Genomic DNA, 15152 nt, shown 5'->3' with positions numbered 1-15152 from the left:
ACACCCCAGGAACGAACGCCCTGGCAGGCGGGTTCTACACTCAACCACCACCACAACCCATGCAGGAAGCGGCCATGATCTCGTTTGCTCCTTAGAAAGGAGGTGATCCAGCCGCACCTTCCGGTACGGCTACCTTGTTACGACTTAGTCCCAATCGCCAGTCCCACCTTCGACAGCTCCCTCCCACAAGGGGTTAGGCCACCGGCTTCGGGTGTTACCAACTTTCGTGACTTGACGGGCGGTGTGTACAAGGCCCGGGAACGTATTCACCGCAGCGTTGCTGATCTGCGATTACTAGCGACTCCAACTTCATGGGGTCGAGTTGCAGACCCCAATCCGAACTGAGACCGGCTTTTTGGGATTAGCTCCACCTCACAGTATCGCAACCCTTTGTACCGGCCATTGTAGCATGCGTGAAGCCCAAGACATAAGGGGCATGATGATTTGACGTCGTCCCCACCTTCCTCCGAGTTGACCCCGGCAGTCTCCCATGAGTCCCCGCCATTACGCGCTGGCAACATGGAACGAGGGTTGCGCTCGTTGCGGGACTTAACCCAACATCTCACGACACGAGCTGACGACAACCATGCACCACCTGTGAACCAGCCCCGAAGGGAAACACCATCTCTGATGCGATCCAGTCCATGTCAAGCCTTGGTAAGGTTCTTCGCGTTGCATCGAATTAATCCGCATGCTCCGCCGCTTGTGCGGGCCCCCGTCAATTCCTTTGAGTTTTAGCCTTGCGGCCGTACTCCCCAGGCGGGGCACTTAATGCGTTAGCTACGGCGCGGAAAACGTGGAATGTCCCCCACACCTAGTGCCCAACGTTTACGGCATGGACTACCAGGGTATCTAATCCTGTTCGCTCCCCATGCTTTCGCTCCTCAGCGTCAGTTAATGCCCAGAGACCTGCCTTCGCCATCGGTGTTCCTCCTGATATCTGCGCATTTCACCGCTACACCAGGAATTCCAGTCTCCCCTACATCACTCAAGTCTGCCCGTACCCACTGCAGAACCAGGGTTGAGCCCTGGCCTTTCACAGCAGACGCGACAAACCGCCTACGAGCTCTTTACGCCCAATAATTCCGGATAACGCTTGCGCCCTACGTATTACCGCGGCTGCTGGCACGTAGTTAGCCGGCGCTTCTTCTGCAGGTACCGTCACTTTCGCTTCTTCCCTACTGAAAGAGGTTTACAACCCGAAGGCCGTCATCCCTCACGCGGCGTCGCTGCATCAGGCTTTCGCCCATTGTGCAATATTCCCCACTGCTGCCTCCCGTAGGAGTCTGGGCCGTGTCTCAGTCCCAGTGTGGCCGGTCACCCTCTCAGGCCGGCTACCCGTCGTCGCCTTGGTGAGCCATTACCTCACCAACAAGCTGATAGGCCGCGAGTCCATCCAAAACCACAAAAGCTTTCCACCACCAACCCATGCGGGCAATGGTCGTATCCGGTATTAGACCCAGTTTCCCAGGCTTATCCCAGAGTCAAGGGCAGGTTACTCACGTGTTACTCACCCGTTCGCCACTAATCCACCCAGCAAGCTAGGCTTCATCGTTCGACTTGCATGTGTTAAGCACGCCGCCAGCGTTCATCCTGAGCCAGGATCAAACTCTCCAAAAAGAAATTCAAAACCCAGCAAACACCAATCCACCACAGGGGCGGCAAGATCGGTGATTACCAAAAAAACATTGGTATCAAAAAAACATGACACACTATTGAGTTCTCAAACAACAGACTGCTCTGCGATACTCACCGGAGCAATTCCTCCAGGCTTTCCCGCCGCAACCCTTCAATCCTAACCCATCCGCTTTCCCTTTCGCAAATCCGCTCCCGGCCGGATAAACCATCCAACCAGAAATCGAATTCACAAAAACAAACACCCCAGGCACCACAAAAAAGCACCCAAAAATGGTGAATGAAATCAAAGGAATGAGAATCGAAGACCGCCACCAGAACCAGCACAACCGGCCCGGCAACCCGATCTACTCTACACACTTCCGCGGCGCTCCGCAAGCCCGGCGAGACAGGAGTCTTCAGGGCACGCGGATCGCCTCCCAGTGCCCCTGAGCCCTCTGCGCGTCAGTGGCATCCCGGGGCCTGAACACCACCGGCGAGAATCCCGCAGTGACGAGCTCCCGTTCCACCCACGCGGGAGGCCAGGCCCAGGCCGGCGCCACCTGGTGCGCGAAAGATCGCGGCTCGTCCCCCTCCTCCGTGAAGAAACCGAGCAGCACTCGTCCCCCGGGGACGAGCACCCGGTGGAACTCCCCCAGTACGGTCGCCACTTCCGTGGGCTGGAGATGAATGAGGGAGAACCAAGCGAGCGCGCCCGCCCACTCGCCGTCCGCTGACGGGAGGCGGCGAAGGTCGGCCTGCTGAAACGACAGACCCGGGTGCCGGCGTCGCGCGTGCTCCAGGAACTCCCCCGAGAGGTCAACGCCGGTGGCCTCCACACCCCGCCGCGCAAGAGCCGCGGTCCAATGGCCCGGTCCGCAGCCGGCGTCGAGCACCGGCCCTTCGCACGCCGCGGCCCAGGCGGTGATCGCTTCTCGGTCCTCCGGTTCCGCGCGGTCCTCATCTCCGAAGAGGTCGATGTACACGCCGGCCACCGCGTCATAGGATGCCGCGACGGCCTCACCGTCGGTTCGTGCTTCGTCTCCCCGCATCATGCTTCCCTCCTCCATGACCATGTCACCAGGCGCCCAGGCTTAACCAGCTGAGGGCACCGGCGGATGCCGGTGCCCTCAGAAAGCGAAGGTGCTTACTTCTTGGAAGCAGCGGCCTTCAGCTTGGAGCCTGCGGTCAGCTTGACGCTGTGGCCGGCCGGGATCTGAATGGTCTCGCCGGTCTGCGGGTTGCGGCCGGTGCGAGCTGCACGGTCGGTGCGCTCAACGGCGAGCCAGCCCGGGATGGTGATCTTCTCGCCGGCGGCGACGGAAGCTTCGAAAACCTCGAACAGGGCATCCAGCACGTTGTTGACGGAAGCCTGGCTGACGTCAGCCTTCTTGGCAACTTCGGCGACGACGTCGCTACGGTTCTTAGCCATGGGTGTCCTCCTGGACGTATCGACTACTTGGAATTACCACGCGGTTCGCGCGGGAACCACTGTTCTGAAACTTACCAGCCCTGACGCCCCAGAACCGCAAATCCCGCGTGTTTTCGGTGTTTTTTGCTCCATCTCACCCGGATTCCGGTCCAAATCAGACACATCCGGGCGTGCAGGACCCCCGTTCGGACACGCCTCAGGACTCGTAGCGGTAGAAGCCCTCACCGGTCTTGCGGCCCAGTTTGCCCGCCTCGACGTACTCACGCAACAGGGTCCGCGGCGCCTCGGGCAGGTGGGGATCCTCCTGCGCGTAGTGGTCCTCGATGTCGAGCACCACGTCCAGACCGACCCCGTCCATCATCTGGAACGGGCCCACCGGCATGTGCCAGTTGAGCCGGAACATCGCGTCCACGTCCTCCGGCCGGGCCACACCGTCGGCCACCACCGCCAGGGATTCCCGCTTGATGGCGGCCCACACCCGGTTGAAGATGAACCCGGTGCTCTCCTGACGGGCTTCGAACGGGTGCACGTCGAACTCCGGCAGCACCCTCAGAAGGGTGTCCAACAGCGCGCGGTCCGTCTCGCCGTCGGACATCACGTCGGCGGCATTGGAAGCGGGTGGCATGTAGAAATGCAGATTGCAGAGCCGCGACTTGTCCCGGATCCGCTCATTCATCAGCCGCGATGCGTACGAGGAGGAATTCGTGGCGAAGATCGCGTCGGCCGGCGCCAGCTGATCCACCTCGCCCCAGAGCGGGATCTTGATCTCGAGGCGTTCCGGGACCGCCTCGATCACGAGCCAGGCGTCCTCGAGCGCGTCCGCGAGGCTGGTGGCGGCCACGACGGTCCCTGCCTCGCCGGAGCCGCGGTCGGTCAGAACTCCGGGCAGCGTCTCGGCGACGTACTGGACGGCGGCTTCCGCCACGGCGGGCTGCGGGTCGGAGATCCGGACCGTCCCGCCCCGGGAAGCCATCATGAGGGCGATCCTGCGGCCGAGCGTGCCACCGCCGATCACGGTCACGGGGCGGTTCCGGATCTGTTCGAAAGTGAAGTCGTATGCCATGAGTGGTCCTCAGTCCTGCTGTTCGTTGATGCTGTTCAAGCCGGCCAGGCCTGACAGTGGGGTGCCGAGGTCGGCGACCACGCGGGGCGCCGCGCTCTCCCCGGCGGTGTGGAGCTCGACGGCGAGGATGCGGCCGCCCAGCTCGGAGACGTACGCGATGCCGGCGTCGCCGTCGATCGCCAGACCGATCGCCTCCTGGAAGCCCCGGGCGAGGATCTCCGGCTCCGCGCCCTTGGCATCGTGAGCCGGCAGCGGTGCGCGATTCAACGTGTTGCCGTGTGGCTCGGCTCCGCGATCGGTCCAGTACAGGCAGCCCTGGTGGATCTCCAGATCGATGGGCTCCGGCAGCCCCTGCCACAGTTCTTCGATATCCGTCCGCGAGCGGGCGTCCTGCCCCTCCGGCAGAGTGAGGCCGGCGCGGAAGATCCGACCGTGGCCGCCTTTCGCCGGGCCCTTCTGCGTCCAGTACAGGTGACCGGCCTCCGCATCGACGGCCACGCCGACGCACTCCGGATCTTTCGACCCGTCCGGCATATTGATCACCAGGTCCTGCAGATCGGACCCGTCAACGCGCGATGACGAGATCCGGCACCCCTCGCGATCGCTCCAGTAGAGGCGCCCTGCGCCATCGGTGCACAGCTGCTTGCCGGTGGTGATCCCACCAGGTTCGACGACGGCGAAGGGGCTGCCGTCCGCCAGTGCGGCCCCGCTGATCCCACCGTTACGGGCGCCATAGTCGAGGCTTTCCTCGCCGCTGAGCCCGGGGACCACGGACGGGACGCCCATGGTGGTCCAGTAGACCATCCGGCCGTCGACCGCGATGCCGTCCGGGCAGGGCCCGGCATCCGGCACGAAGGTGGTGAAGGAGTTCGCACCGAAGCCATCGGTGAGAGGAATTCTGATGATGTCCCCGGCTGCCAGCCGCAGGACAAGGAGCGAGTCGAACACGTCGACCTCCCTAATTAGTTGCGCTATGCAACATAGCCTACGCCTCTTTTGTTGCTTCTTGCAACAATTGAGAGCGGTGGTGCTTCTGTGATTCGCTGGCGCGGAGGAGTTCGATCGCTCGGCGGCGACAGGTCGGCACCAGTAGCCGGCAGAGACAGACCGGCACGACGGGCCAGCAGAGGCGAGGGAGCACGATGACGATGCATGAGGGGCAGGTCGTCCTCAGTGAGGCCGATGCTGCGCGCTTGATCTTCCGCAGGTTTCCGGAGTACCGCGGCGAGACCGTCAGGCCCCTGGACACGACCGGAACGGTCAATGCGATCTATCGGGTCGGAGAGAAGGCGACCGCTCGTTTCCCGTACCTGATCGCGGATTCGACGGGCGCGGAAGCCACGCAGGAGAAGGAGGCACAGGCCATGGAGGAGTTCCTCCAGGCGTCCCCCTTCCCCGGTCCTCGCCCACTCGGCGTCGTCGGGCCGTCGGAGATCTATCCCGGCGCCTGGAGCCTCCAGAGCTGGCTGCCCGGCACCACTCCCTCACCGCACAGTCACGAGGATTCGGAGGGCTTCGCCGACGATCTCGCAGACCTCATCGCGGCCTTGAGGCGCCGCCCCACCCTCGGCAGGACCTTCTCCGGGACCGGGAGAGGTGGCACGCTGCGCGACCACGAGGAGTGGATGCGTGAATGCCTCGAGCGGAGCTCCGGGCTGCTCGACGTCGGCCCGCTCGCACAGATGTGGGAACGGTTCCGTGAACTTCCTACAGCCGGCGCCGACGTCATGAACCACGGGGATCTCATTCCGGCGAACCTTCTGGTGGACGGCGACCGGCTGTCCGGGGTGCTCGACACCGGAGGGTTCGGTCCCGCCGATCCGGCTCTCGACCTGGTCGTGGCCTGGCATTTGCTGGATGGCCCGCGACGCCGTCGCTTGCGTGAGCGGTTGGGCGTCGGCGCAGAGGAGTGGGAGCGCGGAGCCGGCTGGGCGTTCCAGCAGGCGATGGGCCTGGTCTGGTACTACCGGGAGTCGAATCCGGACATGAGCGACCTGGGTCGGAGCACGCTGGATCGGCTGCTGGGGCGTGGAGAAGGTGGCTGACTGCCGGGGGTGTGGCTTAAAAACGGGCAGCCCCCGGTGTTCCGTGGGGGCTGTGGTGTGGGGGTGGCGCTGGTCCCCACTGGTGTGGGCGCTTAAAGACGAACAGCCCCCGTGCACGTTGCGTGTGTGGGGGCTGTTTGGTTGTTAATGCAGTGATGGCCCGGGCGTCGTTGCCTGGGCCATCTCTGTGTGGTTGTGTCCGGCGGTGTCCTACTCTCCCACACCCTCGCGAGTGCAGTACCATCGGCGCTGTGGGTCTTAGCTTCCGGGTTCGGAATGGGACCGGGCGTTTCCCCCACGCTATGACCGCCGTAACTCTTTCAAACACCCCACCCGTGGTGGGGGTTGGTTTGTAAGGGTCACTGGATCGTTTCCGTGACACGCAACACAAATCCATTGCTTCCCCGTTGTGGTGGGGTGGTGGTGTTGCTGTATTTAGTTATGTCTGGTTCCCTCAAACTGGTGGGTTTGTTGTTTGGGGACCGCATGGTGGACGCGTAGCACAGTTTTTTTCACCCACACCCGATGGGGTGTGGTGTGTGGTCAGGTTGTCGGCTTATTAGTACCGGTCAGCTTCACAGGTCGTTAGTCCCTGCTTCCACGTCCGGCCTATCAACCCAGTGGTCTGCTGGGAGCCTCTCGACCCCGAAGGGTCATGGAAATCTTATCTTGAAGCGGGCTTCCCGCTTAGATGCTTTCAGCGGTTATCCCATCCGAACGTAGCCAATCAGCGGTGCACTTGGCAGTACAACTGACACACCAGAGGTTCGTCCGTCCCGGTCCTCTCGTACTAAGGACAGCCCTTCTCAAATTTCCTGCGCGCGCAGCGGATAGGGACCGAACTGTCTCACGACGTTCTAAACCCAGCTCGCGTACCGCTTTAATGGGCGAACAGCCCAACCCTTGGGACCTACTCCAGCCCCAGGATGCGACGAGCCGACATCGAGGTGCCAAACCATGCCGTCGATATGGACTCTTGGGCAAGATCAGCCTGTTATCCCCGAGGTACCTTTTATCCGTTGAGCGACGGCCATTCCACAATGTACCGCCGGATCACTAGTCCCGACTTTCGTCCCTGCTCGAGATGTCTCTCTCACAGTCAAGCTCCCTTGTGCACTTACACTCGACACCTGATTGCCAACCAGGCTGAGGGAACCTTTGGGCGCCTCCGTTACTTTTTAGGAGGCAACCGCCCCAGTTAAACTACCCATCAGGCACTGTCCCTGACCCAGATCATGGGCCGAAGTTAGATGTCCAAAGTGACCAGAGTGGTATTTCAACGATGACTCCACGAACACTGGCGTGTCCGCTTCACAGTCTCCCACCTATCCTACACAAGCCACTCCGAACACCAATACCAAACTATAGTAAAGGTCTCGGGGTCTTTCCGTCCTGCTGCGCGTAACGAGCATCTTTACTCGTAGTGCAATTTCGCCGAGTTCATGGTTGAGACAGTAGGGAAGTCGTTACTCCATTCGTGCAGGTCGGAACTTACCCGACAAGGAATTTCGCTACCTTAGGATGGTTATAGTTACCACCGCCGTTTACTGGGGCTTAAATTCCCGGCTTCACACCAAAGGTGTTGACCGGTCCTCTTAACCTTCCAGCACCGGGCAGGAGTCAGTCCGTATACATCGTCTTGCGACTTCGCACGGACCTGTGTTTTTAGTAAACAGTCGCTTCCCCCTGGTCTCTGCGGCCCTTATCCGCTCCGAGGAGCAAGTCCTCTTCACAGTCCGGGCCCCCCTTCTCCCGAAGTTACGGGGGCATTTTGCCGAGTTCCTTAACCATGATTCTCTCGATCGCCTTAGTATTCTCTACCTGATCACCTGTGTCGGTTTCGGGTACGGGCGGCTGGAACCTCGCGTCGATGCTTTTCTCGGCAGCATAGGATCACTGAATCCCCCACAAGGTGGGGTCCCATCACGTCTCAGCCTTATATGCTCCCCGGATTTGCCTAGGGAACGGCCTACCTGCTTAGACCGGGACTACCATCGCCCGGCTCAGCTACCTTCCTGCGTCACACCTGTTAATACGCTTACCTCCCCCGATCAGTTCCCAGCCTCACCACACACCACTTGCCCGAAGGCTCCTGGAGGCGGATTGGGTGGTTAGTATCCCGGGCTCAGTATGGGCGGTTCTTCGCCGGTACGGGAATATCAACCCGTTGTCCATCGACTACGCCTGTCGGCCTCGCCTTAGGTCCCGACTCACCCAGGGCAGATTAGCTTGACCCTGGAACCCTTGATCATCCGGCGGACGGGTTTCTCACCCGTCTTTCGCTACTCATGCCTGCATTCTCACTCGTGTGGTCTCCACCACTGGTTTACACCGCGGCTTCACCGTCCACACGACGCTCCCCTACCACTCCAGACGACTGAACCACGAAGGCTTGTCTACTATCTGAAATCCACGACTTCGGCGGTGTACTTGAGCCCCGCTACATTGTCGGCGCGGAATCACTTGACCAGTGAGCTATTACGCACTCTTTCAAGGGTGGCTGCTTCTAAGCCAACCTCCTGGTTGTCTAAGCAACTCCACATCCTTTCCCACTTAGCACACGCTTAGGGGCCTTAGTCGGTGGTCTGGGCTGTTTCCCTCTCGACCATGAAGCTTATCCCCCACGGTCTCACTGCTGCGCTCTCACTTACCGGCATTCGGAGTTTGGCTGACGTCAGTAACCTTGTAGGGCCCATCGGCCATCCAGTAGCTCTACCTCCGGCAAGAAACACGCAACGCTGCACCTAAATGCATTTCGGGGAGAACCAGCTATCACGAAGTTTGATTGGCCTTTCACCCCTACCCACAGCTCATCCCCTCCATTTTCAACTGAAGTGGGTTCGGTCCTCCACGACGTCTTACCGTCGCTTCAACCTGGCCATGGGTAGATCACTTCGCTTCGGGTCTAGATCACGCCACTCAAACGCCCTATTCAGACTCGCTTTCGCTACGGCTTCCCCACACGGGTTAACCTCGCGACGTAACACTAACTCGCAGGCTCATTCTTCAAAAGGCACGCCATCACAGGTACAAGCCTGCTCTGACGGATTGTAGGCACACGGTTTCAGGTACTATTTCACTCCCCTCCCGGGGTACTTTTCACCTTTCCCTCACGGTACTGGTCCGCTATCGGTCATTAGGTAGTATTTAGGCTTATCAGGTGGTCCTGACAGATTCACACGGGATTTCTCGGGCCCCGTGCTACTCGGGTATCATCCCTCGAGCGGTGCATCAACGCGACAATTACGGGACTCTCACCCTCTATGGTCGACCATCCCAGGCCGTTCATCTACGCCAGCACATTCACACCCGACCAGGTCAGTGACCCTGGTACGGAACAACCCCACAACCCCGACCATGCAACGCCCACTGGCTATCACACATGGACCGGTTTAGCCTGATCCGCTTTCGCTCGCCACTACTCACGGAATCACATGTTGTTTTCTCTTCCTGCGGGTACTGAGATGTTTCACTTCCCCGCGTTCCCTCCACACAGCCTATGCGTTCAGCTGCGGGTGACTACCCATAACAGGCAGCCGGGTTTCCCCATTCGGACATCCTGGGATCAAAGTTCGGTTATCAACTCCCCCAGGCTTTTCGCAGATTCCCACGTCCTTCATCGGCTCCTAATGCCAAGGCATTCACCGTGCGCCCTTAAAAACTTGGCCACACAAAAACCAAGACAAACACCACAACCCACACAACCCCCCAAAAGAAGGGCCACCCAGGCCATGACGCTCGCCTTATAAGATGCTCGCGTCCACTATGCAGTTCTCAAACAACAACCCCACACCCCCATCCAACACACCCAACCGGGCACGCCTTCCAGAAGCAGGGCAACCAAACGAAACAACAACCACCACACACCCCCAAAGGAGACATGCGACGGGCCTGTTGCTTCAGGACCCAACAGTGTGTCAACAACCCCAGCACCACCACAACACCACACCCGTTCCAACCAACCGTCACCGGCCGGCGTACTAAAACGCAGCATCACAGCACCCGTGCAGGAACCGCACCCCCAGCCAACGGGCCCCCTTGTTTCACAGGAACCCACCAACCATCACGAGGATGTGTTTCTTCGATATTCCACCCATGAGCACCACACCCCAGGAACGAACGCCCTGGCAGGCGGGTTCTACACTCAACCACCACCACAACCCATGCAGGAAGCGGCCATGATCTCGTTTGCTCCTTAGAAAGGAGGTGATCCAGCCGCACCTTCCGGTACGGCTACCTTGTTACGACTTAGTCCCAATCGCCAGTCCCACCTTCGACAGCTCCCTCCCACAAGGGGTTAGGCCACCGGCTTCGGGTGTTACCAACTTTCGTGACTTGACGGGCGGTGTGTACAAGGCCCGGGAACGTATTCACCGCAGCGTTGCTGATCTGCGATTACTAGCGACTCCAACTTCATGGGGTCGAGTTGCAGACCCCAATCCGAACTGAGACCGGCTTTTTGGGATTAGCTCCACCTCACAGTATCGCAACCCTTTGTACCGGCCATTGTAGCATGCGTGAAGCCCAAGACATAAGGGGCATGATGATTTGACGTCGTCCCCACCTTCCTCCGAGTTGACCCCGGCAGTCTCCCATGAGTCCCCGCCATTACGCGCTGGCAACATGGAACGAGGGTTGCGCTCGTTGCGGGACTTAACCCAACATCTCACGACACGAGCTGACGACAACCATGCACCACCTGTGAACCAGCCCCGAAGGGAAACACCATCTCTGATGCGATCCAGTCCATGTCAAGCCTTGGTAAGGTTCTTCGCGTTGCATCGAATTAATCCGCATGCTCCGCCGCTTGTGCGGGCCCCCGTCAATTCCTTTGAGTTTTAGCCTTGCGGCCGTACTCCCCAGGCGGGGCACTTAATGCGTTAGCTACGGCGCGGAAAACGTGGAATGTCCCCCACACCTAGTGCCCAACGTTTACGGCATGGACTACCAGGGTATCTAATCCTGTTCGCTCCCCATGCTTTCGCTCCTCAGCGTCAGTTAATGCCCAGAGACCTGCCTTCGCCATCGGTGTTCCTCCTGATATCTGCGCATTTCACCGCTACACCAGGAATTCCAGTCTCCCCTACATCACTCAAGTCTGCCCGTACCCACTGCAGAACCAGGGTTGAGCCCTGGCCTTTCACAGCAGACGCGACAAACCGCCTACGAGCTCTTTACGCCCAATAATTCCGGATAACGCTTGCGCCCTACGTATTACCGCGGCTGCTGGCACGTAGTTAGCCGGCGCTTCTTCTGCAGGTACCGTCACTTTCGCTTCTTCCCTACTGAAAGAGGTTTACAACCCGAAGGCCGTCATCCCTCACGCGGCGTCGCTGCATCAGGCTTTCGCCCATTGTGCAATATTCCCCACTGCTGCCTCCCGTAGGAGTCTGGGCCGTGTCTCAGTCCCAGTGTGGCCGGTCACCCTCTCAGGCCGGCTACCCGTCGTCGCCTTGGTGAGCCATTACCTCACCAACAAGCTGATAGGCCGCGAGTCCATCCAAAACCACAAAAGCTTTCCACCACCAACCCATGCGGGCAATGGTCGTATCCGGTATTAGACCCAGTTTCCCAGGCTTATCCCAGAGTCAAGGGCAGGTTACTCACGTGTTACTCACCCGTTCGCCACTAATCCACCCAGCAAGCTAGGCTTCATCGTTCGACTTGCATGTGTTAAGCACGCCGCCAGCGTTCATCCTGAGCCAGGATCAAACTCTCCAAAAAGAAATTCAAAACCCAGCAAACACCAATCCACCACAGGGGCGGCAAGATCGGTGATTACCAAAAAAACATTGGTATCAAAAAAACATGACACACTATTGAGTTCTCAAACAACAGACTGCTCTGCGATACTCACCGGAGCAATTCCTCCAGGCTTTCCCGCCGCAACCCTTCAATCCTAACCCATCCGCTTTCCCTTTCGCAAATCCGCTCCCCGGCCGGATAAACCATCCAACCAGAATTCGAATTCACAAAAACAAACACCCCAGGCACCACAAAAAGGCACCCGAAAATGGTGAATGAAATCAAAGGAATGAGAATCGAAGACCGCCACCAGAACCAGCACAACCGGCCCGGCAACCCGATCTACTCTACACATCCACGGGACCGAGCACAAATCGCGGACGGTGGGGCACCTGTGGGTCATCCGTCAGGCCGGCTGTCCACAGAGGGAATCGGACGACTGCCGTCCTCCTCGCAGCGGACCTATGCTGGGCACATGTGCGGACGCTATGTCATGGCCCAGAGCGCGGAGGATCTCGCTGCGGAGTTCGAAGCCGATCATTTCGCGGAAGAGCGGCCCCTTCCCCCCTCGTGGAACATCCCGCCCACCAGTGATGTGCCCATCGTGCTGGAGCGGCTGGTCGACGGTGAACTTCACCGCCGGATCCACATCGCGCACTGGGGGCTGGTGCCCCGCTGGGCCAAGGATGAATCCGTCGGGGTCCGCTCCTTCAATGCGCGGAGCGAAACGGCAGCCGAGAAGCCGACGTTCCGTTCGGCTCTTAAAGCCCGCCGGTGCGCGGTACCGGCCGAAGGGTACTTCGAATGGCTGAAGGGAACGGGATCCACGAAGCAGCCCTTCTATGTCCACCCGGCTGACGGGAGCTTGCTCGCCTTCGCCGGGCTCTATGAATGGTGGCGGGATGTGAGTAAGGAGGAGGGGGCGCCCGACGCCTGGCTGCTCTCCACCTCGATTCTGACCATGGCCGCCCCTTCGCCAGACCACGAAGTTCCCGTGCTGGCGGAGCTCGGGAGGCTGCATGACCGCCTGCCCCTCGCGCTGAGCCGGGATGCTCTGGCCAAATGGCTGAATCCCGCCGAACAGGACGGCGCGGGATTGCTCGAAGCCGTCCGCGCCCAGGGCCACGAGCAGGCCTCGCAGTGGGTCCTGGACCGCGCGGATCCGGCGGTCGGCAATGTCCGCAACAACTCCCCCGCCCTGCTCAAGGAGTCGGGGTCACTGTTCTGAGAGGGGCACTGTTCTGAAGTGTTCACCGCGCTCAGGTCGTCGCTGTTCCGCGGCGGGCGCTGCGTTCAGGTATTCGCCGTACTGAAACAGAGCCGTACTGAGACAGCGGGGCCTTCGCCCCGCTCCTCCTCGATCCCGCCCACCGCTTCCCCTGAAACCCAAGGATTCCTGCCATGACCTCTCCGACGAGCGCCTTCCGGCCCTCCGTGCTGTTCGTCTGCGTTCACAACGCCGGCCGTTCCCAGATGGCCGCAGCCTTCCTCACCCATCTCTCCGACGGCGCCGTCGAGGTGCGCTCCGCCGGCTCCCAGCCCGCGGACACAGTCAACCCCGCCGTCGTCGAGGCCATGTCCGAGGTGGGCATCGATGTGTCGGCGGAAGTGCCGAAGGTGCTCACCACCGATGCCGTCAAGGAATCCGACGTCGTCATCACGATGGGCTGCGGCGACAGCTGCCCCTTCTTCCCCGGCAAGCGCTATGAGGACTGGGTCTTGGAGGACCCTGCCGGACAAGGGGTGGAGGCGGTCCGGCCGATCCGTGAGGAGATCCGGGCGCGCGTCGAGGAACTGATCCGTTCCCTGCTGCCGTCCTCCTCCTGACCGCCGAGGACCCAGGACGGTCGGTCGACACGGCCATGCGAGGGGCGCGTCGCCATCGGCCCTCTCGGTCGGCCTGCCGGGTGGTCACCGAACCGAGCGGCCCCTAGAGTCGGGGCATGAACAGTGAACAGCGCCCCGTCGCTCTGATCACCGGCGTCGGGCGACGGCGATCGATCGGCGCCGCTCTCGCCGTGGCCCTGGCCGAGGACGGGTGGGACCTGGCCCTCAACTACTGGACCCCGTACGACGAGCGCCTCGGACTGGCGACCGACGCCGACGGCCCGGCCGCCGTCGCGGAGGAGTGCCGTGCGGTGGGCGCCGTCGTCGAGCTGCTTCCCGGGGATCTCAGTGGCCCGGAGGCGCCGGCAATCCTCATCCGGGATGCCGCAGAGCGGCTCGGGCCGCTGACGGGGCTGGTCCTGTCCCATTGCGAGTCGGTCGACAGCGCCCTGCTGGACACCAGCCTGGACAGCTGGGACCGCCACTTCGCCGTCAACGCCCGGGCGAGTTGGCTCCTCATCAAAGCGTTCGCCGACCGGCTGCCGGTGGCCGAGAACCCCGGGCGGGCGGAGGCTCGGATCGTCGCCCTGACGAGTGATCACGTGGCCTACAACCTCCCCTACGGAGCCAGCAAGGGCGCCCTCGACCGCATCGTGATCGCTGCCGCCACCGAGCTGGCGGACCGCGGCGTCCGAGCCAACGTGATCAATCCGGGCCCCGTGGACACCGGTTGGATGAGTGACGAGGTGCGGGCCTGGTGCCTGAGGGAGACCGCGGCCGGACGGCTCGGGACCGCCCAGGACACGGCGAACCTGGTGCGATTCCTGTTCTCCGACGCAGGTTCCTGGATCAACGGACAGCTGCTGCACAGCAACGGCGGCTTCAAGATCGGCTGAGAAGCACCCGAGGCGCTCGGGGATTCGCGGGGTGGGAATTAATGTCAGTGGGCCTGGCGTAGACTGAAATCATTCGAATATACATTCGAAGATGCGCCTCTGGGGCCAGGGCGCATCGTCCGTCCCGGTCCACCACGGAGGTACACCATGGGCTCCTTCACCCAGCGCCTGAACGTCATCTGCTCCACGGGGAACATTCCAGCATTCGTGTCCTACGAAGGGCGCGAATACCGGGTCTGCCAGATCCCCAGCCGCTGGTACACCCGCAAGGCCCGGTGGGCCGAGGACAGCCGGGCGGGCTGTGGCCACAGTGGAGATCTGGTGGATTACGAGATCTGGCGCGTCCAGCTGGTGCGGGACCTGAACGGGCAGGAGATGACCCTGGATCTCGCCCACTACACGGAGCCGGACCAGTGGCGTCTGATCAAGGTGCATGATGCGCCGCTGCTGGACCGCCATGACGCCGCTGATCCCGGCGCCCAGCCGGGCAACGTCCTCTACGCGGACTTCACGCAGACGGTCTGACTCAC

The 15152-nt window shown here is 61.2% G+C and carries 9 protein-coding genes and 4 rRNA genes; 5 read left to right on the top strand and 8 right to left on the bottom strand.

Features of this window, described 5'->3' with window-relative positions:
* Window positions 1-95: 95 nt before the first annotated feature.
* The 5 genes from P9849_RS00865 to P9849_RS00845 form a co-directional block, all read right to left on the bottom strand.
* A 16S ribosomal RNA gene (locus P9849_RS00865) occupies window positions 96-1620 on the bottom strand.
* A 413-nt stretch (window positions 1621-2033) separates the two neighbouring features.
* The gene (locus P9849_RS00860) at window positions 2034-2669 is read right to left on the bottom strand and encodes a class I SAM-dependent methyltransferase (protein WP_278267861.1); all 636 of its coding nucleotides are present in this window, start codon (window positions 2667-2669) and stop codon (window positions 2034-2036) included.
* Between the two features lie 92 nt (window positions 2670-2761).
* Window positions 2762-3046 (bottom strand): HU family DNA-binding protein, encoded by a 285-nt coding sequence (locus tag P9849_RS00855; RefSeq protein ID WP_066217548.1) that lies wholly within the window; start codon window positions 3044-3046, stop codon window positions 2762-2764.
* A gap of 196 nt (window positions 3047-3242) precedes the next feature.
* Window positions 3243-4109 carry a 3-hydroxyacyl-CoA dehydrogenase NAD-binding domain-containing protein gene (locus P9849_RS00850; protein ID WP_278267859.1) on the bottom strand — a complete coding sequence of 289 codons (867 nt, stop codon included), beginning with the start codon at window positions 4107-4109 and terminating at the stop codon, window positions 3243-3245.
* Between the two features lie 9 nt (window positions 4110-4118).
* Window positions 4119-5057 (bottom strand): hypothetical protein, encoded by a 939-nt coding sequence (locus P9849_RS00845; protein ID WP_278267858.1) that lies wholly within the window; start codon window positions 5055-5057, stop codon window positions 4119-4121.
* A gap of 194 nt (window positions 5058-5251) precedes the next feature.
* Here P9849_RS00845 and P9849_RS00840 point away from each other — a divergent pair, with 194 nt between their 5' ends.
* Window positions 5252-6154: an aminoglycoside phosphotransferase family protein gene (locus P9849_RS00840; RefSeq protein WP_278267857.1), complete on the top strand. Its 903-nt coding sequence runs from the start codon at window positions 5252-5254 to the stop codon at window positions 6152-6154.
* A 197-nt stretch (window positions 6155-6351) separates the two neighbouring features.
* Here the strand turns inward: P9849_RS00840 and rrf are convergent.
* The 3 genes from rrf to P9849_RS00825 all read right to left on the bottom strand — a co-directional run bounded on the left by rrf (window position 6352) and on the right by P9849_RS00825 (window position 11878).
* Window positions 6352-6468: ribosomal RNA gene (rrf, locus tag P9849_RS00835) — 5S ribosomal RNA — on the bottom strand.
* A gap of 225 nt (window positions 6469-6693) precedes the next feature.
* Window positions 6694-9822 (bottom strand): 23S ribosomal RNA (locus tag P9849_RS00830).
* Window positions 9823-10353: 531 nt separating this feature from the next.
* A 16S ribosomal RNA gene (locus tag P9849_RS00825) occupies window positions 10354-11878 on the bottom strand.
* The 16S, 23S and 5S rRNA genes sit together here, the layout of an rRNA operon.
* 496 nt (window positions 11879-12374) lie before the next feature.
* Between P9849_RS00825 and P9849_RS00820 the strand changes: the two genes are divergently transcribed.
* From P9849_RS00820 to P9849_RS00805, 4 genes are all read left to right on the top strand, one after another.
* Window positions 12375-13127 carry an SOS response-associated peptidase gene (locus P9849_RS00820; RefSeq protein WP_278267856.1) on the top strand — a complete coding sequence of 251 codons (753 nt, stop codon included), beginning with the start codon at window positions 12375-12377 and terminating at the stop codon, window positions 13125-13127.
* Window positions 13128-13300: 173 nt separating this feature from the next.
* Entirely contained in the window at window positions 13301-13726 is a 426-nt protein-coding gene (locus P9849_RS00815) for an arsenate reductase ArsC (protein ID WP_278267855.1), read from the top strand.
* Window positions 13727-13842: 116 nt separating this feature from the next.
* Window positions 13843-14622, top strand: coding sequence for an SDR family oxidoreductase (locus P9849_RS00810; RefSeq protein WP_278267854.1), 780 nt, complete (start codon window positions 13843-13845; stop codon window positions 14620-14622).
* Between the two features lie 147 nt (window positions 14623-14769).
* On the top strand, window positions 14770-15147 hold the full coding sequence (locus P9849_RS00805; RefSeq protein ID WP_278267853.1) for a hypothetical protein: 378 nt from the start codon (window positions 14770-14772) through the stop codon (window positions 15145-15147).
* The last annotated feature ends 5 nt before the right edge of the window (window positions 15148-15152 follow it).

It is taken from the genome of Arthrobacter sp. Y-9, from assembly GCF_029690065.1.
Classification (GTDB): domain Bacteria; phylum Actinomycetota; class Actinomycetes; order Actinomycetales; family Micrococcaceae; genus Arthrobacter_E.
Note: the sequence above shows the minus strand (reverse complement) of the source record. Positions and strands in the feature narration are given on the sequence as shown.

Excerpts from the sequence above, each read along its gene's own strand:
- P9849_RS00860 (WP_278267861.1), bottom strand. The coding sequence starts at position 2,669 with ATGATGCGGGGAGACGAAGCACGAACCGACGGTGAGGCCGTCGCGGCA.
- P9849_RS00855 (WP_066217548.1), bottom strand. The coding sequence starts at position 3,046 with ATGGCTAAGAACCGTAGCGACGTCGTCGCCGAAGTTGCCAAGAAGGCT.
- P9849_RS00850 (WP_278267859.1), bottom strand. The coding sequence starts at position 4,109 with ATGGCATACGACTTCACTTTCGAACAGATCCGGAACCGCCCCGTGACC.
- P9849_RS00840 (WP_278267857.1), top strand. The coding sequence starts at position 5,252 with ATGACGATGCATGAGGGGCAGGTCGTCCTCAGTGAGGCCGATGCTGCG.
- P9849_RS00820 (WP_278267856.1), top strand. The coding sequence starts at position 12,375 with ATGTGCGGACGCTATGTCATGGCCCAGAGCGCGGAGGATCTCGCTGCG.
- P9849_RS00815 (WP_278267855.1), top strand. The coding sequence starts at position 13,301 with ATGACCTCTCCGACGAGCGCCTTCCGGCCCTCCGTGCTGTTCGTCTGC.
- P9849_RS00810 (WP_278267854.1), top strand. The coding sequence starts at position 13,843 with ATGAACAGTGAACAGCGCCCCGTCGCTCTGATCACCGGCGTCGGGCGA.
- P9849_RS00805 (WP_278267853.1), top strand. The coding sequence starts at position 14,770 with ATGGGCTCCTTCACCCAGCGCCTGAACGTCATCTGCTCCACGGGGAAC.